Annotated in this window: 18 protein-coding genes; 15 read left to right on the forward strand and 3 right to left on the reverse strand. The window is 73.3% G+C overall.

Annotated elements, in window-relative coordinates; all coding sequences use genetic code 11:
- The first annotated feature begins 42 nt into the window (after positions 1 to 42).
- The 4 genes from ACFVFH_RS01860 (at position 43) to ACFVFH_RS01875 (ending at position 5074) form a co-directional block, all read left to right on the forward strand.
- Positions 43 to 1245, forward strand: a complete 1203-nt coding sequence (locus ACFVFH_RS01860) for a bifunctional adenosylcobinamide kinase/adenosylcobinamide-phosphate guanylyltransferase (protein ID WP_383761973.1) — start codon at positions 43 to 45, stop codon at positions 1243 to 1245.
- A gap of 115 nt (positions 1246 to 1360) precedes the next feature.
- Positions 1361 to 2464 carry a nicotinate-nucleotide--dimethylbenzimidazole phosphoribosyltransferase gene (gene cobT, locus ACFVFH_RS01865; protein WP_383761976.1) on the forward strand — a complete coding sequence of 368 codons (1104 nt, stop codon included), beginning with the start codon at positions 1361 to 1363 and terminating at the stop codon, positions 2462 to 2464.
- A gap of 88 nt (positions 2465 to 2552) precedes the next feature.
- A complete protein-coding gene (locus ACFVFH_RS01870; protein ID WP_383761979.1) occupies positions 2553 to 4358 on the forward strand; it encodes a phosphatidylglycerol lysyltransferase domain-containing protein in 1806 nt (601 codons plus the stop codon).
- Positions 4355 to 5074 (forward strand): hypothetical protein, encoded by a 720-nt coding sequence (locus ACFVFH_RS01875; RefSeq protein WP_383761981.1) that lies wholly within the window; start codon positions 4355 to 4357, stop codon positions 5072 to 5074. The genes ACFVFH_RS01870 and ACFVFH_RS01875 overlap by 4 nt, the downstream gene beginning before the upstream one ends.
- Here ACFVFH_RS01875 and ACFVFH_RS01880 read toward each other — a convergent pair.
- Positions 5017 to 5778: a hypothetical protein gene (locus ACFVFH_RS01880; protein ID WP_383761984.1), complete on the reverse strand. Its 762-nt coding sequence runs from the start codon at positions 5776 to 5778 to the stop codon at positions 5017 to 5019. The two genes, ACFVFH_RS01875 and ACFVFH_RS01880, sit on opposite strands and share 58 nt — an antisense overlap.
- An 88-nt stretch (positions 5779 to 5866) precedes the next feature.
- Between ACFVFH_RS01880 and ACFVFH_RS01885 the strand changes: the two genes are divergently transcribed.
- The 8 genes from ACFVFH_RS01885 (at position 5867) to ACFVFH_RS01920 (ending at position 17376) form a co-directional block, all read left to right on the forward strand.
- A complete protein-coding gene (locus ACFVFH_RS01885; protein WP_383761987.1) occupies positions 5867 to 6646 on the forward strand; it encodes an adenosylcobinamide-GDP ribazoletransferase in 780 nt (259 codons plus the stop codon).
- 292 nt (positions 6647 to 6938) lie between these two features.
- On the forward strand, positions 6939 to 8483 hold the full coding sequence (locus ACFVFH_RS01890) for a leucyl aminopeptidase (protein WP_383761990.1): 1545 nt from the start codon (positions 6939 to 6941) through the stop codon (positions 8481 to 8483).
- A 330-nt stretch (positions 8484 to 8813) separates the two neighbouring features.
- Entirely contained in the window at positions 8814 to 10202 is a 1389-nt protein-coding gene (gene lpdA / locus ACFVFH_RS01895) for a dihydrolipoyl dehydrogenase (protein ID WP_383761993.1), read from the forward strand.
- A gap of 61 nt (positions 10203 to 10263) precedes the next feature.
- Positions 10264 to 12066: a 2-oxoglutarate dehydrogenase, E2 component, dihydrolipoamide succinyltransferase gene (gene sucB, locus ACFVFH_RS01900; RefSeq protein ID WP_383761996.1), complete on the forward strand. Its 1803-nt coding sequence runs from the start codon at positions 10264 to 10266 to the stop codon at positions 12064 to 12066.
- Positions 12067 to 12213: 147 nt separating this feature from the next.
- Positions 12214 to 12837 carry a GntR family transcriptional regulator gene (locus tag ACFVFH_RS01905; RefSeq protein ID WP_383761998.1) on the forward strand — a complete coding sequence of 208 codons (624 nt, stop codon included), beginning with the start codon at positions 12214 to 12216 and terminating at the stop codon, positions 12835 to 12837.
- A gap of 256 nt (positions 12838 to 13093) precedes the next feature.
- A complete protein-coding gene (aceE, locus tag ACFVFH_RS01910) occupies positions 13094 to 15763 on the forward strand; it encodes a pyruvate dehydrogenase (acetyl-transferring), homodimeric type (RefSeq protein ID WP_383762001.1) in 2670 nt (889 codons plus the stop codon).
- Positions 15764 to 15822: 59 nt separating this feature from the next.
- Positions 15823 to 16794: a helix-turn-helix transcriptional regulator gene (locus tag ACFVFH_RS01915; protein ID WP_383762004.1), complete on the forward strand. Its 972-nt coding sequence runs from the start codon at positions 15823 to 15825 to the stop codon at positions 16792 to 16794.
- 60 nt (positions 16795 to 16854) lie between these two features.
- On the forward strand, positions 16855 to 17376 hold the full coding sequence (locus tag ACFVFH_RS01920; protein WP_383763491.1) for a DUF4240 domain-containing protein: 522 nt from the start codon (positions 16855 to 16857) through the stop codon (positions 17374 to 17376).
- Positions 17377 to 17398: 22 nt separating this feature from the next.
- Here the strand turns inward: ACFVFH_RS01920 and ACFVFH_RS01925 are convergent, their stop codons facing one another.
- Positions 17399 to 18169, reverse strand: a complete 771-nt coding sequence (locus ACFVFH_RS01925; RefSeq protein ID WP_383762007.1) for an SDR family NAD(P)-dependent oxidoreductase — start codon at positions 18167 to 18169, stop codon at positions 17399 to 17401.
- 186 nt (positions 18170 to 18355) lie between these two features.
- On the opposite strand from ACFVFH_RS01925, the gene ACFVFH_RS01930 reads away from it, so the two are divergent.
- Positions 18356 to 18991, forward strand: a complete 636-nt coding sequence (locus ACFVFH_RS01930; protein WP_383762010.1) for a TetR family transcriptional regulator — start codon at positions 18356 to 18358, stop codon at positions 18989 to 18991.
- Positions 18992 to 19158: 167 nt separating this feature from the next.
- Here ACFVFH_RS01930 and ACFVFH_RS01935 read toward each other — a convergent pair whose 3' ends face one another.
- Positions 19159 to 19686, reverse strand: coding sequence for a GNAT family N-acetyltransferase (locus ACFVFH_RS01935; RefSeq protein ID WP_383762013.1), 528 nt, complete (start codon positions 19684 to 19686; stop codon positions 19159 to 19161).
- A gap of 175 nt (positions 19687 to 19861) precedes the next feature.
- Between ACFVFH_RS01935 and ACFVFH_RS01940 the strand changes: the two genes are divergently transcribed.
- Both ACFVFH_RS01940 and ACFVFH_RS01945 read left to right on the forward strand, forming a co-directional pair.
- Entirely contained in the window at positions 19862 to 20761 is a 900-nt protein-coding gene (locus ACFVFH_RS01940; RefSeq protein WP_383762016.1) for a TIGR01777 family oxidoreductase, read from the forward strand.
- A gap of 249 nt (positions 20762 to 21010) precedes the next feature.
- Positions 21011 to 22312 (forward strand): NAD(P)/FAD-dependent oxidoreductase, encoded by a 1302-nt coding sequence (locus ACFVFH_RS01945; RefSeq protein ID WP_383762019.1) that lies wholly within the window; start codon positions 21011 to 21013, stop codon positions 22310 to 22312.
- Positions 22313 to 22363 lie beyond the last annotated feature (51 nt).

The following is a 22363-nucleotide window of genomic DNA, read 5'->3' on the forward strand; positions in this document are numbered from 1 at the left end:
CAGGCCGCGCACCGGCCGCACGGACGCGGGAGGATCGGAACCGTGGAACTGACTCTGCTCGGCACCGGAGCCCCCGACGGGCTGCCGCGGCCCGAATGTCCCTGCGCCGCCTGCGCCGTCGCCCGCGGGACGCGCGCGCGGGCGTCGACCGCGCTGCTGGTCGACGACGCGCTGCTGCTCGATCTCACCCCGGGGGCCGTCTTCGCCGCGGCCCGTGCCGGGCACTCGCTCACCGGCGTACGCCAGGTGCTCCTCACCCATCCGCACGACGGACCCGCCGTGGAGCTGCCCGCCGGGCTGCCCCGGGCCGGGCGGGTGCCGGACGGACGCGTGCTGACGCTGATCAGCGGGCACCGGGTGCGGGCGGTGCCGATGGACGCCCCGGGGACGGGGTACGAGGTCACGGGGCCGGAGGGGGCGCGGCTGCTGTACCTGCCGCCGGGGGCCGCGCCCGCCGGGCTCACGGACCGGGCCGCGGAGCCGTACGACCTGGTGGCCGTCGACGTGGTGGGGCGGCCGGACGCGGTGGCGCGGCTGCGGGCCGTGGGGGCGATCGGCCCGGCCACCGAGATCGTGGCCGTCCATCTGGACCACGACGTGCCGCCCGGCGCCGAGCTGGACCGGCGGCTGGCGGCGGCCGGTGCGCGGGCCGTGCCGGACGGGTCGACGCTGGTGACCGGCGAGTACCGGTCGGCTCCGGGCGTGCCCCGGCGCACGCTGGTGACGGGCGGGGCCAGGTCGGGCAAGTCGGTGGAGGCCGAGCGGCGGCTGGAGACCTTCCCCGAGGTGGTGTACGTGGCGACCGGCGGCGGCAGGGAGGGCGACGCCGAGTGGGCGGCCCGGATCGGCCTGCACCGGGAGCGCCGGCCCGCCGCGTGGCGCACCGAGGAGACCTGCGCGCTGGTGGAGCTGCTGGAGTCGGACGGGCCGCCGCTGCTGATCGACTGCCTGTCGCTGTGGCTGACCGACGCGATGGACCGGGTGGACGCCTGGGACGACGCGGCGTGGGCGGGGAGCGGGGAGGCCGCGCTGCGGGAGCGGACCGCCGCGCTGGTCGCGGCGGTGCGCGGAACGCGCCGTACGGTCGTCGCCGTGACCAACGAGACCGGCTCGGGCGTGGTTCCCGCGACGGCCGCCGGGCGGCGCTTCCGGGACGAGCTGGGCCGGCTGAACGCCGCCTTCGCCGACGAGTGCGAACAGGTGCTGCTGGTGGTGGCCGGGCAGGCGCTGGTCCTGCGCGGCTGAGCGCGGGCCGGGGAAGGGCGTCGTACCGGCCGGGGGCCGAAGGTACTGTTCCGCAGTGAGCCCGCGGCCGGGCTCACCGGCCCACTCGACGCATCGACCCGCGAGGCAGATCCCCGTGAATCTGGACGACTTCTCCGACCTGATCGAACGCCCCGACGGCGGCGTACGGCGCGATGCCGAGGAACGCCGGGAACGCATGACCGTTCCCGTCGGTGCCCTCGGCCGCCTGGACGAGCTGGGCGAATGGCTCTCGGCCGCGCAGCAGTCCGTGCCGGTCAGGGCGATCGAGCAGCCGCGCGTGGTGCTCTTCGCCGGTGATCACGGGGTGGCCGGGCTGGAGGTCTCCGGGCGCGCGGCCGGGACGGCGCACGAGCTGGTGCGGGCCACGCTGGACGGCGTGACGCCGCTGGCGGTGCTGGCCCGGCAGTTCTCCGTGCCGGTACGGATCGTCGACGCCGGGCTGGACTGCGATCCGGAGCTGCTGCCCGAGTCGGTGGTGCGTCACCGGGTGCGGCGCGGCAGCGGCCGGATCGACATCGAGGACGCGCTGACGGCGGAGGAGGCCGAGCGGGCGGTACGGCTGGGCATGGCCATCGCCGACGAGGAGGCCGACTCCGGCACCGATCTGGTGGTCCTCGGCGACCTGAGCGTGGGCGGGACGACGGCCGCGGCCACGCTGATCGCGGCGCTCTGCGGTACGGACGCCTCGGTGGTCACCGGGCGCGGCGGTGCGGGGATCGACGATCTGGCGTGGATGCGCAAGTGCGCGGCGATCCGGGACGCGCTGCGGCGGGCCCGACCGGTCCTCGGTGACCAGCTGGAGCTGCTGGCGACGGTGGGCGGCGCGGATCTGGCGGCGGCGACCGGGTTCCTGTTGCAGTGCGCGGTGCGCAGGCTGCCGGTGATCCTGGACGGTGTGGTCTCCGCGGCCTGTGCGCTGGTGGGCCAGCGGGCGGCCTTCCGGGCGCCGGACTGGTGGCTGGCGGGTCAGGCGAGCGGTGAGCCGGCGCAGGCCAAGGCGCTGGACCGGATGGCACTCAACCCCCTGCTCGACCACGGCGTCATCGTGGGGGAAGGCAGCGGGGCACTGCTCGCACTGCCGCTCGTCCGGGCCGCCGCCGCACTCGCGGCCGAGCTGCCCGAACGCGAACCCGTCGCCGAGGAGGACGACGCCGACGAGGGAACCGGGGCCGCCGCCGTGTACGACGACGCGACCTGAGTCCCCCGGACCGGCGGTGCTGCGGTCGCCGAACACCGGCCGCAGCACGGTCCCTCATGCAGTGCGATGCACCATATGATCGCTTTTCATGGGAGAGGTCCGAATGTCCACCGAGGATTCCGGGCGGGACAGCGTCCGGTCACCGAGCACCGTCCGGTCACGGCGCAGCGCGGCATTCGCCATCTGGTACCTGCGCGTCGTGTCGTTCATCAATTTCCTGAGTGCCGTCTGGGTCACGCTCGGCAATGATCTGCGCCGCCACAACACCGAGAACTTCTTCACTCCCTATCTGCTCACCGCGGGCTTCTCCTCCGGTGTGGTCGCGCTCTTCCTGGCGATCACCATGCGCCGCCGCAAGCGGGCCGCCTGGATCGTGAACCTGGTGGTGAGCGGCTTGCTGCTGCTGCTCTTCGCCCTGGTGATCTGGTTCCCGGAGGTCCGGCAGTACCCGCAGAACTGGATCTCGCTGGCGCTGACCGCCGCCTTCTTCCTGGCCCTGCTCCTCGGGCGGCGCGAGTTCTACGCGAAGGGCGACCGCTCCAACCCGAAGCTCGCGGCCGTCGTCGCGGCCGGCGGGCTGCTGATCACCTCGCTGATCGCCGCGGGGCTGGTCACCCTCACCAACACCGCGCCCCACGGCAACCGCGCGCCCTTCCTGGACCGCTGGCGCTACGGGGCGCTGAGGCTGGTCTCGATCACCGACAACGACGCCGCCTTCCCCGGCATCGAGACCCCCGGCTGGGTCAACGTCGCCATCAACGTGCTCTCCACGCTGCTGCTGATCGCCGTCGTGTACGCGGCGTTCCGGGCCCGCCGGGCCGTCGACCCGATCACCCCGGAGGACGAGGCCCGGCTCCGGGTGCTGCTCGACAAGCACGGCGAGCGGGACTCGCTCGGCTACTTCTCGCTGCGCCGGGAGAAGAGCGTCATCTGGTCCCCGACCGGGAAGGCCGCCGTCACCTACCGGGTGGTCGGCGGGGTCTCGCTCGCCTCCGGCGACCCCATCGGCGACCCCGAGGCCTGGCCCGGGGCGATCGATCCCTGGCTGGCCGAGGCCCGCGAGCACGGCTGGATCCCGGCGGTGATGGGGGTGAGCGAGGAGGGCGGCACGGTCTACGCGCGCCACGGCATGGACGCCCTGGAGCTGGGCGACGAAGCGATCGTGGAGACCGCCGAGTTCACCCTGGAGGGGCGCGCGATGCGGACCGTGCGCCAGGCGTACAACCGGGTCCGGCGCGCCGGGTACGAGGTGACGGTCCGCCGCCACGCGGACATCCCCGAGCAGGAGATGGCCGAACTGGTGCGCCGCGCGGACGACTGGCGCGACGGGGCGACCGAGCGCGGCTTCTCGATGGCGCTCGGCCGGCTCGGGGACCCGGCCGACGGGCAGTGCGTGATGCTCGAATGCCGTGACGCGCCGGCCGGGGAGGACGGCGCGCCGGGCGAGCTGCGTGCCGTGCTGAGCTTCGTGCCATGGGGGCCGAACGGCCTCTCGCTGGACCTGATGCGCCGGGACCGGGACTCGGAGAACGGCCTGATGGAGTTCATGGTCATCGAACTCCTCCAGCGCGCCGAGGAGATCGGGATCACTCAGGTCTCGCTGAACTTCGCGATGTTCAGGTCCGTCTTCGAACGGGGTTCACGGCTCGGCGCCGGACCGGTGCTGAGGCTGTGGCGCTCGATGCTCAGCTTCTTCTCGCGCTGGTGGCAGATCGAGTCGCTGTACCGCGCCAACGCGAAGTACCGACCGATCTGGGAGCCGCGTTTCATGCTGTTCGAGAAGAGCTCGGACCTGCTGCGCATCGGCCTCGCCGCAGGACGCGCCGAAGGGTTCCTGGAGGCGCCCGGTCTGCCCAAGTGGCTGCACCGCTCGCACCTGGGAGCGGATGGATGAGACCCGTGCCCGTGCTGTGCGCGGCGGCCCGCCGTGAGTGGGGCCCGCTGGTGCGGACCGTACGCACGACCCTCGCCGTCCAGCGGCTGCGGGCGATCCCGATGACGATCGCCGCGGTCTGTCTGACGGCGCTGCTCCAGGTGGTGCAGAACCGGCCGTGGGGCTTCGGGGCGGTGCACTGCCTCGGGGCGGTACGGGCCGAGGACCCGTTGTGGGCGGCCCTGCTGCGCACCCCCCTGTCGCTGTTCGTACCGGCGCTGGATCTGCCGGTCTGGGGGGCGCTGGTGCAGATCCTGGTGGTGTTCGGGACCGCCGAGATCTGTCTGGGCCGGTGGCGCACGCTCATGATCGCGTACGTGGCGACGCTGGCCGGGACGCTGTACGCGCGCCTCGGTGTGGCGCTCGGACCGGACGGGCTGTTCGGGCTGCCGGCCTCGGACGCCCGGGTCGTGGACACCGGTCCGTCCGCGGCGGTGGTCGGTCTCGCCGTGTACGTCTGCTACGTCTACCGGGCCCGCTTCACCGGGGCGCTGGTGATCGCGGCGATGGTGGCCGAGGTGTTCGTGAAGGACAATCTGGCGGGCAAGGAGCACCTGGTGGCGATCGGCGCGGTCCTCGTGCTGTGCGTGCGCGCGACCCGCCGGGACCGGCGCCGGGGTCAGGACTTGCGTCCGGGCAGCGGCACCCGGTCCGGTGCGCCGCCGATCAGGTCCTGAAATCTGCGCCGCGGGCCCACCCAGCGCACGTCGTGGTGGTAGGCGCGCAGCATCGACCGGGCGCGGGCCCGGTGCCGGTGGCGGTAGAAGCGCCTCGCCCACATCGACGTCGGCCGGGCCAGCCGGATCGCCCCGATCAGCGCGACGAACGGGACGAGCGTGCCGACGACCGCGAGCCGCGCCTTGCCCTTGAAGAGGGAGATCAGCACGAAGCAGAAGTTGACGACCAGGGTGAGGACGACACCGGCCCTGCCCTGCTGCTCGTCGCTGCTCAGCTCGTTCACGCCGAGCGGCGAGAATCCGGCCAGCACCAGCAGCACCAGCGCCGCGGTGAGGACCACCACCTCCACGCTCTGGCGGCCCTCCTCGGTCCAGTACACGTCGTCGAGGTGGAGGATCAGGGCGAACTCGTCCAGCACCAGCCCCGCGCCCACGCCGAAGATCACGGCACAGGTCCCGGCCGTGACCCCGTGCCGTCCGCTGGCGACCGCGCCGAACCCGCCGATGACGCTCAGCACCACGCCGGGCACCACGTGGTGGATGTGCATTCCGCCGGGTGTGATGTTGCGGAACGGGCCCTTGCCCGCCCGGATCATCCGGGTGATGAACCGGGTGATCGCGAAGGTGAGCACGAAGGCGGCCAGCGCGAGGAGCAGCGGCAGCTTTCCCGGCTCGACGATGTTCTGATCGAACCAGTGACCCATGCCACCCACTCCCGATACGCCGCTTCTGTCAGGTTCTGTTGCGTTACGGGCAATCTATCGGCCCTCCGCACCGATTAGCCTGCGCGCCGTGACCTCCCTGAACAGCCACGGCATCCGTTTCGCCTTCGGCACCCTGACCGTGCTCCCCGTCCGCGTCACCCGCTGGGACCGCGGGGCCGCCCGCGCGGGGATGCTCTGCGCCCCGCTCGCCGGGCTGGTGGTGGGGCTGCTCGCGGCGGTGCCCGGCGCCCTTCTGCTGCTGCTCGGCTCGGGGCCGCTGCTCGCCGCGGTCGCCTCCACCGCCGTTCCCGCCGTGCTGACCCGGGGCCTGCATCTGGACGGTCTCGCGGACACCGCCGACGGCCTGGGCAGCGGCAGGCCCGCCGAGGACGCCCTGCGGATCATGAAGCAGTCGGACATCGGGCCGTTCGGGGTGATCACCCTCCTCCTCGTGCTGCTGGCCCAGGTCGCGGCGCTCGCCGCGCTGTACGGGCGGGGCTGGGCGTACGGCGCGGTGGGCGCGGCCGTCGCCGCGGTCGCCGCCCGGCTCGCGCTCACCCTGGCCGCCCGCCGGGGCGTGCCGCCGGCCCGCCCGGAGGGGCTGGGCGCGGCGGTGGCGGGCACGGTGACGGTCCGGGCCGCGGTGGCGGCCGGTGCGGTGGTGGTCGCGGGGTGCGCGGGGGCGGGAGCGCTCCTGGGCGGCTACGGGGCGCCGCGCCACGCGCTGGCCGCGCTGGCCGCGCTCGGCGCCGCCCAGCTCCTGCTGCGGCACTGCGTGCGGCGCTTCGGCGGGGTGACCGGCGACGTCTTCGGCGCACTGGCGGAGACGGCGGCGACGACGGCCCTGGTGGTCCTGACGTTCGGCTGAGGGCTGCCGGGGGCCGGGGCCGGGCCACCGCCCCGGGATCCTGCCGGGCCCGCCCGCGCCCCAACACCCCGGCGCGCACGGCCGGTTCACGCTCGCCGGGCCCCGTGGCGGACGCCGCGGGCCCCCGCCGGGGCTCCACATCGGGCCACCGACGGCCCGCCGCCGTGTTCCTGCGGCAAGGGCGCGCGTAGGCTCATTCCCGGCACATTGCGGCGGCGTCTACGATGCGCCGGGCACGGTCGGCCCACCCCTCGACCGACAACGAACTCAACGGAAGCGAGATTTCACCACCGTGACTGCTCTCACTCTCAGCACTGCCGGTGCGGCGACGCTGCGCGCCGACGCACTCGTCGTCGGCGTCGCGAAGGGCGCCAAGGGGCCGGTCCTCGCACCGGGCGCCGAGGCCGTGGACAAGGCGTTCGACGGAAAGCTCGCCACCGTCCTGGAGGCCCTGGGCGCCGCGGGTGCCGAGGGCGAGGTGACCAAGCTCCCCGCGCCCGACGGCCTCAAGGTCCCGGTCGTCATCGCGGTCGGGCTCGGCTCCGTCCCGGAGAAGGACGAGGCGTACGACGCCGAGGCCCTGCGCCGGGCCGCGGGCTCGGCCGCGCGCGCCCTGACCGGTGCGAAGAAGGCCGGTTTCGCGCTGCCCGTCGCGTCCGCCGAGGACGCCGAGGTGATCGCCGAGGGCGCGCTCCTGGGCGCGTACGCCTTCACCGCGTACCAGGGCGGCGAGGACAAGGTCGCCCCCAAGGGCAAGAAGAACGGCAACGGCGTCAAGCTGCCGCTGGGCGAGGTCGCCCTGCTCGGCACCAAGCCGCGCGACAAGGCGTTCAAGGCGGCCGCCGAGCGCGCCGTCGCGGTGGCCGAGGAGATCAACCGCGCCCGCGACCTGATCAACACCCCGCCGAACGACCTGTACCCCGAGTCCTTCGCCGCCGTGGCCACCGCCGCCGGCAAGGAGCACGGCATCAAGGTGCAGGTCCTCGACGAGAAGGCGCTCGTCAAGGGCGGCTACGGCGGTCTGCTGGGCGTCGGCCAGGGCTCGACCCACGGCCCGCGCCTGGTGAAGCTCGCCTACACGCACCCGAAGGCGGAGAAGACCCTGGCCCTGGTGGGCAAGGGCATCACCTACGACTCGGGCGGCATCTCGCTGAAGCCGGCCGGCCACAACGAGACGATGAAGTGCGACATGAGCGGCGCCGCCGCCGTGTTCGCGACCGTCGTCGCGGCCGCCCGCCTCGGCCTCCGGGTGAACGTCACCGGCTGGCTGGCGCTCGCCGAGAACATGCCGTCGGGCAACGCCACCCGCCCCGGTGACGTGCTGCGCATGTACAGCGGCAAGACCGTCGAGGTCCTCAACACGGACGCCGAGGGCCGGCTCGTCCTCGCCGACGCGCTGACCCGCGCCTCCGAGGAGAACCCGGACGCGATCGTCGACGTGGCGACCCTGACCGGCGCGATGGTGCTGGCGCTGGGCAACCGCACCTTCGGCATCATGGCGAACGACGACGCCTTCCGCACCTCCCTGCACGAGATCGCCGAGGAGGTCGGCGAGGCCTCCTGGCCGATGCCGCTCCCCGCCGACCTGCGCAAGGGCATGGACTCCCCGACCGCCGACATCGCCAACATGGGCGAGCGGATGGGCGGCGGCCTGGTGGCCGGTCTGTTCCTGCAGGAGTTCGTGGGCGAGGGCATCGCCTGGGCGCACCTGGACATCGCGGGTCCGGCCTTCCACGAGGGCGCGCCGTACGGCTACACGCCCAAGGGCGGCACGGGCTCCTCGGTCCGCACGCTGGTCCGGCTCGCCGAGCGCACCGCCGCCGGAGACCTCGGCTGAGGTCCCGGCTGTGACCTGTACGGCCCCGGGCACAGGCCCGGGGCCGTACGCGTTGCCCCGACGGCATCGCCGCACGGATCCGGCCGGTTTCGCTCTCGACGAAATCCGTAGGGGTCTACCCGGCGGTAACCGCCTGAGACGGTCGTTCGTCCGGCTCAGACCCGGGCCCCGCGTCCCGCCCACCGTCAACAAGTGCGAAGATGGGTTCTCGGCAGGACAGGGCCCCCACCACAGGGCCGAATAACAAAAGCGGCCGAACACCAGCCGACCGGCCGGTCATCCCCCAGCGACGGGGCCCGGCGTACGGCGCACATGCATGGAGGACGTGACGTGGCGAACGACGCCAGCACCGTTTTCGACCTAGTGATCCTCGGCGGTGGTAGCGGCGGTTACGCCGCGGCCCTGCGCGGAGCGCAGCTGGGCCTGGACGTCGCTCTGATCGAGAAGGGCAAGGTCGGCGGCACCTGCCTGCACAACGGCTGCATCCCCACGAAGGCCCTGCTGCACGCCGGCGAGATCGCCGACCAGGCGCGCGAGTCCGAGCAGTTCGGTGTCAAGGCCACCTTCGAGGGCATCGACATCGACGCCGTCCACAAGTACAAGGACGACGTGATCTCGGGCCTGTACAAGGGTCTTCAGGGTCTCATCGCCTCGCGCAAGGTCACCTACATCGAGGGTGAGGGACGGCTCTCCTCCCCCACCTCGGTGGATGTGAACGGCCGGCGCGTCCAGGGCCGCCACGTGCTGCTCGCGACCGGCTCCGTGCCGAAGTCGCTGCCGGGCCTGGAGATCGACGGCAACCGCATCATCTCGTCGGACCACGCGCTGAAGCTGGACCGCGTCCCGAAGTCCGCGATCGTGCTGGGCGGCGGCGTCATCGGCGTCGAGTTCGCCTCGGCGTGGACGTCCTTCGGCACCGACGTGACGATCATCGAGGGCCTGAAGCACCTGGTCCCGGTCGAGGACGAGAACAGCTCGAAGCTTCTTGAGCGCGCCTTCCGCAAGCGCGGCATCAAGTTCAACCTCGGTACGTTCTTCCAGAGCGCCGAGTACACGCAGGACGGCGTCCGTGTGACCCTCGCCGACGGCAAGACCTTCGAGGCCGAGGTGCTGCTGGTCGCCATCGGCCGCGGCCCGGTCTCGCAGGGCCTGGGCTACGAGGAGGCCGGCGTCGCGACGGACCGCGGTTACGTCCTCGTCGACGAGTACATGCGGACCAACGTGGAGACCATCTCCGCCGTCGGTGACCTGGTCCCGACGCTCCAGCTCGCGCACGTCGGCTTCGCCGAGGGCATCCTGGTGGCGGAGCGGCTGGCCGGTCTGAAGACCGTTCCGATCGACTACGACGGTGTCCCGCGGGTGACGTACTGCCACCCCGAGGTCGCCTCCGTGGGCATCACCGAGGCCAAGGCCAAGGAGCTCTACGGCGCGGACAAGGTCGTCGCTCTGAAGTACAACCTCGCGGGCAACGGCAAGAGCAAGATCCTCAAGACCGCGGGCGAGATCAAGCTCGTCCAGGTCAAGGACGGTGCCGTGGTCGGCGTCCACATGGTCGGTGACCGTATGGGCGAGCAGGTCGGCGAAGCCCAGCTGATCTACAACTGGGAGGCGCTGCCCGCCGAGGTCGCGCAGCTCATCCACGCCCACCCGACGCAGAACGAGGCGATGGGCGAGGCGCACCTGGCCCTCGCCGGCAAGCCCCTGCACTCCCACGACTGATCCGGTCGACCGGGCGCGACGACCGACCACTTCCGCACTTTCGTAAGGAGCAACTGAAACCATGTCGGTTTCCGTAACCCTTCCGGCGCTCGGCGAGAGCGTCACCGAGGGCACTGTCACCCGCTGGCTGAAGGCCGAGGGCGAGCGCGTCGAGGCCGACGAGCCGTTGCTCGAGGTCTCGACCGACAAGGTCGACACCGAGATCCCGGCCCCCGCGGCCGGCATCCTCGCCGCCATCAAGGTCGCCGAGGACGAGACCGTCGAGGTCGGCGCCGAGCTGGCCGTCATCGACGACGGCACGGGGGCCCCCGAGGCCGCCGCGGCTCCGGCCGCCGAGCCCGAGGCCGCCCCGGCCCCGGCGCCGGCCGCCGAGGCCCCCGCCGCCGCCCCGGCCCCCGCGGCCGAGGCTCCGGCTCCGGCCGCCGCACCGGCCGGTGGCGCCGCCGGTACCGACGTCACCCTCCCGGCGCTCGGCGAGAGCGTCACCGAGGGCACCGTCACCCGCTGGCTGAAGGAGGTCGGCGAGGAGGTCACGGAGGACGAGCCCCTCCTGGAGGTCTCCACGGACAAGGTCGACACCGAGATCCCGGCCCCGGTTTCCGGTGTGCTGCTGGAGATCGTCGTCGCCGAGGACGAGACCGCCGAGGTCGGCGCCAAGCTCGCCGTCATCGGTGCCCCCGGTGCCGCTCCGGCCGCTGCCCCGGCCCCGGCCGCTCCGGCGCCCGCCGCTGCTCCGGCTCCGGCTCCGGCCGCCCCCGCACCGGCTGCCCCGGCTCCGGCCCCGGCTGCCCCCGCTCCGGCCCCGGCCCCGGCTCCGGTGGCGCCCGCCGCCCCGGTCGCCGCTCCGGCTCCGGCTGCTCCGGCTCCGGCTCCCGTCGCCGCCCCGGCCCCGGCCGCCCCGGCCGCGACCTCCGTCGACGACGGCGCGTACGTCACGCCGCTGGTCCGCAAGCTCGCCGCCGAGAACGGCGTCGACCTGGGCGCGGTCAAGGGCACCGGTGTCGGTGGCCGCATCCGCAAGCAGGACGTCGTCGCCGCCGCGGAGGCCGCCAAGGCCGCCGCTGCCGCCCCGGCCCCGGTCGCCGCGGCAACGCCCGCCGCCGCTCCCGCCGCCTCGAAGGCGCCGAAGCTGGAGGCGTCCCCGCTGCGCGGCCAGACGGTCAAGATGACCCGCATGCGCAAGGTCATCGGCGAGAACATGATGAAGGCGCTGCACTCGCAGGCCCAGCTGACCTCGGTCGTCGAGGTCGACGTCACCAAGCTGATGAAGCTGCGCAACAAGGCGAAGGACGCGTTCGCCGCCCGCGAGGGCGTCAAGCTGTCCCCGATGCCGTTCTACGTCAAGGCGGCGGCCCAGGCGCTGAAGGCCCACCCGGTCGTCAACGCCCGGATCAACGAGGACGAGGGCACCATCACGTACTTCGACTCGGAGAACATCGGCATCGCCGTGGACGCCGAGAAGGGTCTGATGACGCCGGTCATCAAGGGTGCGGGCGACCTGAACATCGCCGGCATCTCGAAGAAGACCGCCGAGCTGGCCGGCAAGGCCCGCGGCGGCGGCCTGACCCCGGACGACATGTCCGGTGCCACCTTCACCATCAGCAACACCGGTTCGCGCGGTGCGCTGTTCGACACCGTCATCGTGCCCCCGAACCAGGCGGCCATCCTGGGCATCGGCGCCACGGTCAAGCGTCCGGCGGTCATCGAGACCGAGGAGGGCACCGTCATCGGTGTCCGCGACATGACGTACCTCTCGCTCTCCTACGACCACCGCCTGGTGGACGGCGCGGACGCCGCCCGCTACCTGACCTCGGTCAAGGCGATCCTGGAGGCCGGTGAGTTCGAGGTCGAGCTCGGCCTCTGAGCACCACCGCTGTAACCAGCCTCACCAGCGGCGCCCCCGTACGGACCACTTCCGGACGGGGGCGCCGCCGTATTGTCTAGACACCACCGGTCGCCCCGGCAATCGTGATGGTGCGGACAGCACCGGTTTGCCCCGAAGGAGCCCCTCATGACCCCGCCCGTCGTCCACTCGCTGCGCGAACAGATCCGCGAGCACATCGTGGACGGGATCGTCAGCGGGCGCTGGAAGCCCGGTGAGCGGATCGTGGAGCGCCGGATCGCCACCGAGCTGGAGGTCAGCCAGACGCCCGTACGCGAGGCGCTGCGGGAGCTGGAGACGCTCCGGCTGATCGAGTCGGCGCCCAACAAGGGCGTGCGGGTCCGCAATCTCACCGCCGCCGACCTGGAGGAGAGCTACCCGGTGCGGGCCGGTCTGGAGCAGATCGCGGCGGAGCTGGCGGCGCCCGCCCTCGGCGAGGACTGCTCGCGCCTGACCCCGCATGTGACGGCGCTCTACGAGGCGGACCGGCTGGCCGACGGCGAGGCGCAGGTCCGGCACACGGTCGGCTTCCACCGCGAGATGGTGCGGGCCGCCGGGAACGCGGTGCTGCTGCACACCTGGGAGGGGCTGGGCATCGAGGTGTTCACCGCCCTGTCGATCCGGTGGCTGGGCACGGTGCAGAAGTCGTACGCGGAGGAGCACGAGGCCCTCATCGAGGCGTTCCTGCGCAAGGACCCGGAGATCGGGGTGCTGGTCAAGGCACATGTGCTCGGCTGCGCGCCGCGCGCCTGAGGCCCGTACGCATCTGTCGCCGGCGGCGCTCTCCTGTGCGGAGGGGCGCCCCTTTTGATGGGGTAGATCCCGTCACTCCGTGCCCCCTTTCGCGGCACCGCATGCCAATTTCTTCATATCGAGAAGTTTTGCCCTTCACCCTTTGATCGATCATCGATCGGCGACTTACAGTTCACTCGCGGGCCCACCGGCCCCATCGCCCTGTCCTGCCAGTCAGGGCCTTCTCCACCCCCCTCCACTCCGGAAGGCGGCGATCATGACCGACCCCGTAGGAAAGCTTCCGAGCGAGCTCGACCAGCTCCCGGACCGTGACCCCGAGGAGACCGCCGAATGGGCGGCCTCCCTGGACGCCGTCACCAAGGCCGCGGGCCCGCACCGCGCCGCGTACCTCATGCGGCGCTCGCTCCAGCACGCGGAGGGCGCCGGCATCGCGCTGCCCAAGCTGCTGGAGACCGATTACGTCAACACCATCCCGACCGCCGCCGAGCCCGAGTTCGACGGCGATCTGGAGATGGAGTCCAGGATCACCGCCTGGAACCGCTGGAACGCGGCCGCGATGGTCACCCGTGGCGCGCGCCACGGCGTCGGCGGCCACATCGCCACCTTCGCCTCGGCGGCCTGGCTGTACGAGACCGGCTTCAACCACTTCTTCCGCGGCAAGGAGGGGGACGGCTCCGGCGACCAGCTCTACATCCAGGGCCACGCCTCCCCCGGCATCTACGCCCGCGCCTTCCTCGACGGCCGGCTGAGTGAGCGGCAGCTCGACAACTTCCGCCAGGAGGCGGGCGGCGACGGACTGCCCTCCTACCCGCACCCGCGACGGCTGCCCTGGCTGTGGGAGTTCCCCACCGTGTCGATGGGCCTCGGCCCGCTCTCGGCGATCTACCAGGCGCGCTTCAACCGCTACCTGGCCAACCGCAACATCAAGGACACGTCGAACTCGCACGTCTGGGCCTTCCTGGGCGACGGCGAGATGGACGAGCCCGAGTCGACCGCCGCCCTCGCCCTCGCGGCCCGTGAGCGGCTCGACAACCTGACCTTCGTCATCAACTGCAACCTCCAGCGCCTCGACGGCCCGGTGCGCGCCAACTTCCGGGTGGTCCAGGAGCTGGAGGGCGCGTTCCGCGGCGCCGGCTGGAACGTCGTCAAGACGCTCTGGGGCTCCGCCTGGGACGAGCTGTTCCGGCTGGACACCACGGGCGCGCTGGTCCGCCGGCTCCGCGAGGTGCCGGACGCGCAGTTCCAGACGTACGCCACCCGCGACGTCGCCTACATCCGCGAGCACTTCTTCGGCGCCGAGCCCGCGCTCGCCGAGCTGGCCAAGCTGCTCACGGACGCGAAGATCGCCGAGTGCTTCTACACCTCGCGCGGCGGCCACGAGGCCCGCAAGGTGTACGCGGCCTACCGGGCGGCCCTGGCCCACAAGGGCGCGCCGACCGTGATCCTCGCCCAGACGGTGAAGGGCTTCACGCTCGGCAAGGGCTTCGAGTCCAAGAACGCCAACCACCAGATGAAGAAGCTCTCGGTGGACGAGTTCAAGGACATGCGCGAGCTGCTCGGGCTCCCGATCCCGGACAGCGCCTTCGCCGACGGCCTGGTGCCCTACGGCCACCCGGGCGCCGACTCCCCCGAGGTCCGCTACCTCCAGGAGCGCCGCGCCGCCCTCGGCGGCCCCGCCCCGGCCCGCCGGGTGCACGCGGTGGCGCTGCCGCAGCCCGAGGAGCGCGCGTTCGCCGCGCTGAAGAAGGGCTCCGGCAAGCAGGAGATGGCCACGACGATGGCCTTCGTGCGCCTGGTCAAGGACCTGATGCGGGACAAGGAGACCGGCAGGCGCTGGGTTCCGATCGTCCCGGACGAGGCCCGTACCTTCGGCATGGAGTCGCTGTTCCCGTCGGCCGGTATCTACTCGCCGCTGGGCCAGACGTACGAGCCGGTCGACCGCGACCAGCTGATGTACTACAAGGAGGCCAAGGACGGCCAGATCCTCAACGAGGGGATCACCGAGGCCGGGGCCATGGCGGACTTCATCGCCGCGTCGACGTCGTACGCGACGCACGGCGAGACGATGATCCCCTTCTACATCTTCTACTCGATGTTCGGCTGGCAGCGGACCGGCGACCAGTTCTGGCAGCTCGCCGACCAGCTCGGCAAGGGCTTCATCGTCGGCGCCACGGCGGGCCGTACGACGCTGACCGGCGAGGGGCTCCAGCACGCGGACGGCCATTCGCAGCTGATCGCCGCCACGAACCCCGCGTCGCTCAACTACGACCCGGCGTTCGCGTACGAGATCGCGGTGATCGTCAAGGACGGTCTGCGCCGGATGTACGGCCCCGAGGCCGAGAACGTCTTCTACTACCTGACGGTCTACAACGAGCCGAAGCAGCAGCCCGCGATGCCGGAGGGCGTCGAGGAGGGCATCGTCAAGGGCCTGTACCGCTTCAAGGAGGGCACGCCGACCTCGGCGCAGGCCCCCCGGGTCCAGCTGCTGGCCTCCGGCACGGCGATCCACTGGGCCCTGGAGGCACAGGAGCTGCTGGCCGCGGACTGGGGGGTCACGGCCGACGTCTGGTCCGCCACCTCCTGGGGCGAGCTGCGCCGCGAGGCGCTGGAGTGCGACGAGGCGCTGCTCCGCGGCGAGCAGCGGGTTCCGTATGTGACCCAGGCGCTGGAGGGCGCTCCGGGTCCGGTCGTCGCGGTCAGCGACTGGATGCGTCAGGTCCCGGACCAGATCAGCCAGTGGGTGGAGCAGGACTGGTCCTCGCTCGGCACGGACGGCTTCGGCCTCTCCGACACCCGTGACGCGGCCCGCCGCCACTTCGGCGTCGACGCCCGTTCGATCGCGGTCGCGGCCCTGGCCCAGCTGGCCCGCCGTGGCGAGATCACCGCGACCTCCGTCAAGGAGGCCCGGGAGCGGTACGGGCTCTGACACGTACGGGCGGCCGGGCACCCGTCCGGCCGCCCGCGGCGTGCGGCCACAATGGCGGCATGCGTGCTGCCCGTCTGATCAGAATGGTGCTGCTCCTGCAGTCCCGCCCGGCCATGACCGCGGCGGAGCTGGCCCGGGAGCTGGAGGTGTCCGAGCGGACCGTCACCCGGGACGCGCAGGCGCTCTCGGAAGCGGGCGTCCCGGTCTACGCGGACCGGGGCCGGGCCGGGGGCTACCGGCTGGTCGGCGGCTACCGCACCCGTCTGACGGGTCTGGCCCGTGACGAGGCCGAGGCGCTCTTCCTGTCCGGACTGCCCTCGGCCCTGCGCGAGATGGGTCTGGAGGACGCCGCGTCCGCCGCCCGGCTCAAGGTGTCGGCGGCGCTGCTGCCCTCCTTGCGGGACGCCTCCGACAGCGCCGGCCGGCGCTTCCACCTGGACGCTCCCGGCTGGTACCAGGAACCGGTCACGCCCGAGCTGCTGCCGGCCGTCGCCGAGGCCGTCTGGGACGACCGGTTCGTCCGCGCCCGCTACCGCCGGGGCGGTGCGGAGGGCGAGGTCGAGCGGGAGATGGCACCGCACGGGCTCGTCCTGAAGGCCGGGGTCTGGTACGTCTGCGCCCGGGTGGGTGACGACTTCCGGGTGTACCGGATCGACCGGTTCTGCGCCGTGGCGGTGTCCGAGGAGCGGTTCGAGCGCGACGAGCGGTTCGATCTGCCGGGGTTCTGGGCCGAGCGGGCCGCCCAGTTCGCCCGGTCGCTGCTGCGGGCCGAGGTGACGGTACGGGTGTCGCCGGAGGGCGTACGCCGACTGCCGTACGCCATGGACCGTTCGGCGGTCCGGGAGGCGCTGGACGCGGCCGGGCCGCCCGATGCCGAGGGGTGGCTCACGCTCACCCTGCCGGTCGAGTCCGACGAGGTCGCCTACGGTCAGCTCCTCGCCCTGGGGCCGGAGTCGGAGGTGCTGGAACCGGCCGCCCTGCGGGACCGCTTCGCCGCGGCCGCCGAACGTCTGCGCGCGCTCTACCGCTGAGGGCTTCTCCCGCCGCGCCCGCGTGCGTCGGTTCCTGCCAGGGCCGATGCTTGTCCCGTGATGGACGAGACGGAGTTCTGGGAGATCGTCGACAGCACCCGCGCGGCCGCCGACGGCGACCCCGAGGACCAGGCCGACCTGCTCGTCGAACGGCTGGTACGGCTCGATCCCGACGCGGTGCTGGACTTCGCCCGGCACTTCGAGGCCCGCTTCAACCGCGCCTACCGCTGGGACCTGTGGGGCGCCGCCGCGGTGCTGCTCGGCGGCGCGAGCGACGACGCCTTCGACTCCTTCCGCTGCTGGCTGATCGGCCAGGGCCGGGAGGTCTTCGAGGGGGCCCTGCACGATCCGGACGGCCTCGCCGGTCTCCTCGACGACTTCGACGAGGAGATCGACGGGGACGCCGAGGATCTCGGCTACGCCGCCGACGAGGCGTACGAACAGCTCACCGGCGTGGTCGACCCGGACCTCGGCCTGCCGCCCCAGGCCACCGAGCCCGAGGGGACGCCCGTGAGCATCGAGGACGACGCGGCCCTGGCGGAGCGCTTCCCCTCGCTCTGGCGGCGGTTCGGGCCCGGCTGACGGGCCCTGCCGCGCCACGCGGTCAGAAGTGGGTGCCGCCGTCGATGCGGATCTCCGTACCGGTGATGAACGCCCCGTCCCGGGAGCCGAGCATCGCGACGACACCGGCCACGGTGTCCGGGCTGGCGAAGCCCGCTCCGAGCGCCGGGGACAGCTTCATGAAGAGCGACATGTCGGCATCGGCGGGCAGCCCCGGACCGTTGCCGCTGGTCATGTCGGAGGAGATCGAGCCGGGCGCGACGGCGACGACCCGCAGCCCTTGCTTGCTGTACTCGCTCGCCAGCGCGTGCGTCATCGACTGGATGCCGCCCTTGCTCGCCGCGTACGCCGACATGTACGGGTGGGCGAAGCTCGCCGAGGTGGAGGAGAAGTTCACGACGACCGGTTCGTGGCCGGCCAGCAGGGCCGGTATCGCCTCGCGGATCATCAGGAACGTACCCGTGAGGTTGACCGCGATGATCTTGTTGAAGAACTCCAGCGTCGTCTTGTGGGTGTGCTCGGAGCGCAGGATCCCGGCGGCGTTGACCAGGACGTCGAGGCCGCCGAGGGTCTCCACGGCAAGGGCGACACCGGCCTTGACCGCGGCCTCGTCCGAGATGTCCAGGACCAGGGTGGTGAGGCGTCCGGCGGTGCCGTTCGCCACCGCCGTGTCATGGGTGGCCTTCAGCCCGGCCTCGTTGACGTCGGCCGCGACGACGCGGCCGCCCTCGGCGAGGACGCGGTGGACGGTGGCCTGTCCGATGCCGGAGCCGCCTCCGGTGATGAGTGCGCGGCGGCCTTCGTAACGGTTCATTTTCTTCTCCCGATCCCGGTTGCTGCCCGGTGGCTGTCCGGTGACTGCCCGGCGGCAGCTGTCCCGAAGCGACTCGGCGGCGCCCCGATGACGTCCCGATCGATGTCCACCGTACGCCCAGGTGGCACGTTTTGCCACGACGGCATTTCGCGTACACCGCTCCCCTGCCGGGGTAATCTCCGGGGAATGAGCACCGAGCCGACCCAGCCGTCCCTCACCGAGCGCCGCAAGGCGGCGACCCAGCTGGACATCGCGCGCGCCGCGGCCGCGCTCTTCGCCGAGCGGGGGCCCGACGGCACCACGGCGGAGGACATCGCCGGGCGGGCGGGCGTGGCCCTGCGCACCTTCTACCGCTACTTCCGCTCCAAGCAGGACGCGGTGGGCCCGCTGCTCTCCGGCGGCGCCGAGCGCTGGCGGGCGCTGCTGGAGGCGGCCGAGCCCGGGGAGCCGCTCGCCGGGACCCTGGAGCGGGCCGTCACCGAGGCGCTCCGGGTGCCGGGGCCGGACGCCGCCGAGCAGCTCGGCTGGACGCGCGGACTGCTGCGCGCGGCGGCACAGGACCCGGCGCTGCGCGCCGTCTGGTACCGGGTCAACCAGGACTCGGAGGAACGGCTGCTGCCGGTGCTGGCGCGGCTGGCGGGCGACGGGGCGGACCCGCTGGAGGTACGGCTCGCCGCGGCCGCCGCCACGGACGCGGTACGGGTGGCCCTGGAGGCCTGGGCGGCGACGGACGCGCCGACGGCCGGGCCCGGCTCACCCGCCGATCTGGCGGTCCGCTGTCTGCACGAACTCATGGGCGGCATGCGGCTGTTCAAACCGTAGCGGCCGGGTCACGGAGCGGGCCCGAGCCGCAGCCCCCAGGTCACCGGGCGGGCCCGAGCCGCAGCCCCCGGGTCACCGGGCGGACCCGAGCCGCAGCCCCCGGGTCACCGGGCGGACCGAGCCGCAGCCCCCGAGTCACGGAGCGGACCCGAGCCGCAGCCCCCGGGTCACGGGGCGAGCGCGCGGCCCATCAGCACATCGTCGACGTACCGCCCGTCCAGGAAGAACTCACCGGGCAGCACCCCCTCGACGACGAACCCCTCCGACTCGTACAGGGCGCGTGCGGGCGCGTTGTGCCCGAGCACCCGCAGGGTCATCCGGTTCGCCCCCTCGCCGCGCGCGGCCGTGACGGCGGCCCGCAGCAGGGCCCTGGCGATCCCCCGGCCGCGCGCCCAGTCGGCCACGGCGAGGCCCTGTATCTGCCGGACGTGGGAGTTGCAGGCCAGGGGGGTCGGCGGGACCGTCCTGGTGTATCCGGCCAGGCGCAGCTCGCCCGCGCCGTCCCGCGCCTCGGCCACCAGAAGGTCCTCGGGGCGGTGCCGCTCGTCGAAGAACGGCGCGTACGGCGGCTGCGGCCTGGGCATCACGGCGTGCAGCGTCGACCAGGTGGCGCGGTCGAGTCCGCCGAGAGCGGCTTCGTCGTGGAGGGTCGCGGGGCGGACTCGGCAGGGCGGATACATGTGGGCCTCGGGCATGCGCGCCACTGTGCCACGGCGCCCCTCGCCCGGTCAGCCGCATTTCCCCGCCGGGCCCCTCGCCCGGTCAGCCGCGTCGCTCCCGCCCGGCACACCGCCCGGCACTCCGATGACACGGGGAGCCGCCCGGCCCCGGAGGCGGCTCCACCGGGGCCGTTGGGGCAGGATGGGCCCCATGCTGCACTCCCGTATCGCTGTCAGCGGAGCATCCGGACTCGTCGGAACGGCGCTGGTGCGTTCACTGCGGGCCGACGGACACGAGGTGGTACGCCTCGTACGGCATCCGGCACGGTCCGGCGACGAGGTGGAGTGGGACCCCCGGCGCGGCTATGTCGACGTGGCGGGGCTGGTCGGCTGCGACGCCGTCGTCCACCTCGCCGGGGCCGGGGTCGGTGACCACCGCTGGACGGAGGCGTACAAGCGGGAGATCCGGGACAGCCGGGTGCGGGGGACGGCGGCGGTCGCCGAGGCCGTCGCCTCGCTGGACGTACCGCCGAAGGTGCTGCTGTCCGGGTCGGCGATCGGCTACTACGGCGACACCGGGGACCGCGCCGTCGACGAGACCGCCCCGGCGGGCGAGGGCTTCCTGCCGTCCGTCTGCGTGGAGTGGGAGGCGGCCACGGCCGCCGCCCAGGAGGCGGGCGTACGGACCGTGCACGCGCGCACCGGTCTGGTCGTCGCCCGCGAGGGCGGCGCCTGGGGGCGGCTCTTCCCGCTGTTCCGGGCGGGGCTCGGCGGGCGGCTCGGCAACGGGCGCCAGTACTGGAGCTTCATCGCGCTGCACGACGAGGTCGCGGCGCTGCGCCACATCCTGGACACGGAGTCGCTGTCGGGCCCGGTGAATCTGACCGGCCCCGATCCCGTCACCAACAGCGAGGTGACGGCCGCGATGGGGCGGGTGCTGCGCCGCCCCACGCTCTTCACGGCTCCCTCCCCGGCCCTGCGGATCGCCCTCGGGGAGTTCGCGCAGGACGTGCTGGGGAGCCAGCGGGTGCTGCCGGGCCGACTGCTGGACTCGGGCTTCGTGTTCGCCTTCCCCGGCATCGACACGGCGATCCGCGCGGCACTGCGCTGAGCGCGCCTCCGCCGCGCCACCGACGCGCCGCGGGAGCACCGGTACCCGCCGGACCGCGCCCCGCGCACCGCCGGCCGGTGTCCCCGCCGCGGAATCGTAAGGACATGCGACCCCGTGCAACGGTGCCCCGGGCGCGCGCGACTGCGTCTTCACCGACCCCCCTCCTAGCCTCCTTGCGAACTCGGGCATTCCGGGAGCCTGTCGGGGGCAAGAGCCTGCCAGCAGTAGCGCCGACTCGGGGAGGGGCACGTGCTCAGCACGGCACACCACGCGGACGTCGTCATCATCGGGGCCGGGATCGCCGGCCTGTCAGCCGCCCATCGATTGACCAGTGCAGGGGTAAGCGTCAGCGTCCTGGAGGCCGCCCCCCGGGTCGGCGGCCGGATGGCCACGGCGGAGCTGGACGGCTTCCGGCTCGACCACCTCGGCCCGCTCCTCAGCACCTCCTACCCGGAGCTGCGCACGACGCCCGGCCTCGAAGGGCTGGTGCTGCGCACCTTCGCCCCGGGGGTTCTCGTCCACAGCGAGGGGCGGCTGTACCGCACCGGCGATGTACGGGGCGCTCGGGGCGCGCTCAAGGCAGCGCGCGCCCTCGCAAGCGCCCCCCGGCCGCCGATGGGCGGTCCGATCGACCAGGCCCGGCTGGGCGCCGCCCTGACCCGGCTCGCCGCCACCCCGTCCGCCCGCATCCTGGCCCGGCCCGAACAGACCGCGCTGGCCGCCCTGTCCCACCGCGGGCTGCCCTCGCGCACGGTCAACGGCTTCCTCCGCCCGCTGCTCGCCGCACTGCTCAGCGACCCCGGGCTCAGCACCTCCAGCCGGTGCGCCGACCTCGCGCTGCGCGGTTACGCGCGCGGCAGGCTGTGCGTACCCGAGGGCGGCTCGGGGACCCTGCCCGAACTCCTCGCGGCCGCGCTGCCGCCGGGCACCGTGCGTACGGGCGTGCACGTCACGGCCGCCGACATCACCTCGGTGCGCACCAAGGAACACGGCGAACTGGGCTGCCGTTCCCTGCTGCTGGCGACCGGGGCGGGCGCCGCCGCCGAACTGCTGCCGGGCCTGCGGGTGCCGCCCTTCCACCCCGTGACGGTCCTTCACCACGCCGCCCCCGCGGCCCCGCCGACCGGTGCCGCGCTGCTGCTGGACGCCGACCGCTCGGGCCCGGTCGCGCACACCGCGGTGATGAGCGCGGTCGACCCCACGCGCGCCCCGCAGGGCCGTACGCTGATCAGCTCGACGGTCCTCGGTACCCCGCCGCCCGATCTGGACCGCACGGTCCGCGCCCATCTCGCCGCGCTGTACGGCACCCCCACCGACGACTGGGAGCTGCTGGCCACCCACCACGACCCCGAGGCCGTCCCCGCGATGCCGGCCCCGCACGATCCGCGCCGCACGGTGCGGCTGCTGGCCGGGCTGTACGTGTGCGGCGACCACCGCGACACGAGCACGGTCCAGGGCGCCCTGTTCTCGGGCCGCAGGGCGGCCGACGCGATCCTGACGGACCTGGGCGTACGACCGGGCAGCGGCGCGTCCCTGCCGGAGGCGGCGTAGTCGCGAGGCGGCGCAGTCCCGAGGCGGCGCAGTCCCGAGGCGGCGCAGTCG

Origin of the sequence: Streptomyces sp. NPDC057697, from assembly GCF_042799335.1 — a bacterium.
Classification (GTDB): domain Bacteria; phylum Actinomycetota; class Actinomycetes; order Streptomycetales; family Streptomycetaceae; genus Streptomyces.

Excerpts from the sequence above, each read along its gene's own strand:
- ACFVFH_RS01870 (WP_383761979.1), top strand. The coding sequence starts at position 2,553 with ATGGGAGAGGTCCGAATGTCCACCGAGGATTCCGGGCGGGACAGCGTC.
- ACFVFH_RS01875 (WP_383761981.1), top strand. The coding sequence starts at position 4,355 with ATGAGACCCGTGCCCGTGCTGTGCGCGGCGGCCCGCCGTGAGTGGGGC.
- ACFVFH_RS01880 (WP_383761984.1), bottom strand. The coding sequence starts at position 5,778 with ATGGGTCACTGGTTCGATCAGAACATCGTCGAGCCGGGAAAGCTGCCG.
- sucB (WP_383761996.1), top strand. The coding sequence starts at position 10,264 with ATGTCGGTTTCCGTAACCCTTCCGGCGCTCGGCGAGAGCGTCACCGAG.
- ACFVFH_RS01905 (WP_383761998.1), top strand. The coding sequence starts at position 12,214 with ATGACCCCGCCCGTCGTCCACTCGCTGCGCGAACAGATCCGCGAGCAC.
- aceE (WP_383762001.1), top strand. The coding sequence starts at position 13,094 with ATGACCGACCCCGTAGGAAAGCTTCCGAGCGAGCTCGACCAGCTCCCG.
- ACFVFH_RS01915 (WP_383762004.1), top strand. The coding sequence starts at position 15,823 with ATGCGTGCTGCCCGTCTGATCAGAATGGTGCTGCTCCTGCAGTCCCGC.
- ACFVFH_RS01920 (WP_383763491.1), top strand. The coding sequence starts at position 16,855 with ATGGACGAGACGGAGTTCTGGGAGATCGTCGACAGCACCCGCGCGGCC.
- ACFVFH_RS01925 (WP_383762007.1), bottom strand. The coding sequence starts at position 18,169 with ATGAACCGTTACGAAGGCCGCCGCGCACTCATCACCGGAGGCGGCTCC.
- ACFVFH_RS01930 (WP_383762010.1), top strand. The coding sequence starts at position 18,356 with ATGAGCACCGAGCCGACCCAGCCGTCCCTCACCGAGCGCCGCAAGGCG.
- ACFVFH_RS01935 (WP_383762013.1), bottom strand. The coding sequence starts at position 19,686 with ATGCCCGAGGCCCACATGTATCCGCCCTGCCGAGTCCGCCCCGCGACC.
- ACFVFH_RS01940 (WP_383762016.1), top strand. The coding sequence starts at position 19,862 with ATGCTGCACTCCCGTATCGCTGTCAGCGGAGCATCCGGACTCGTCGGA.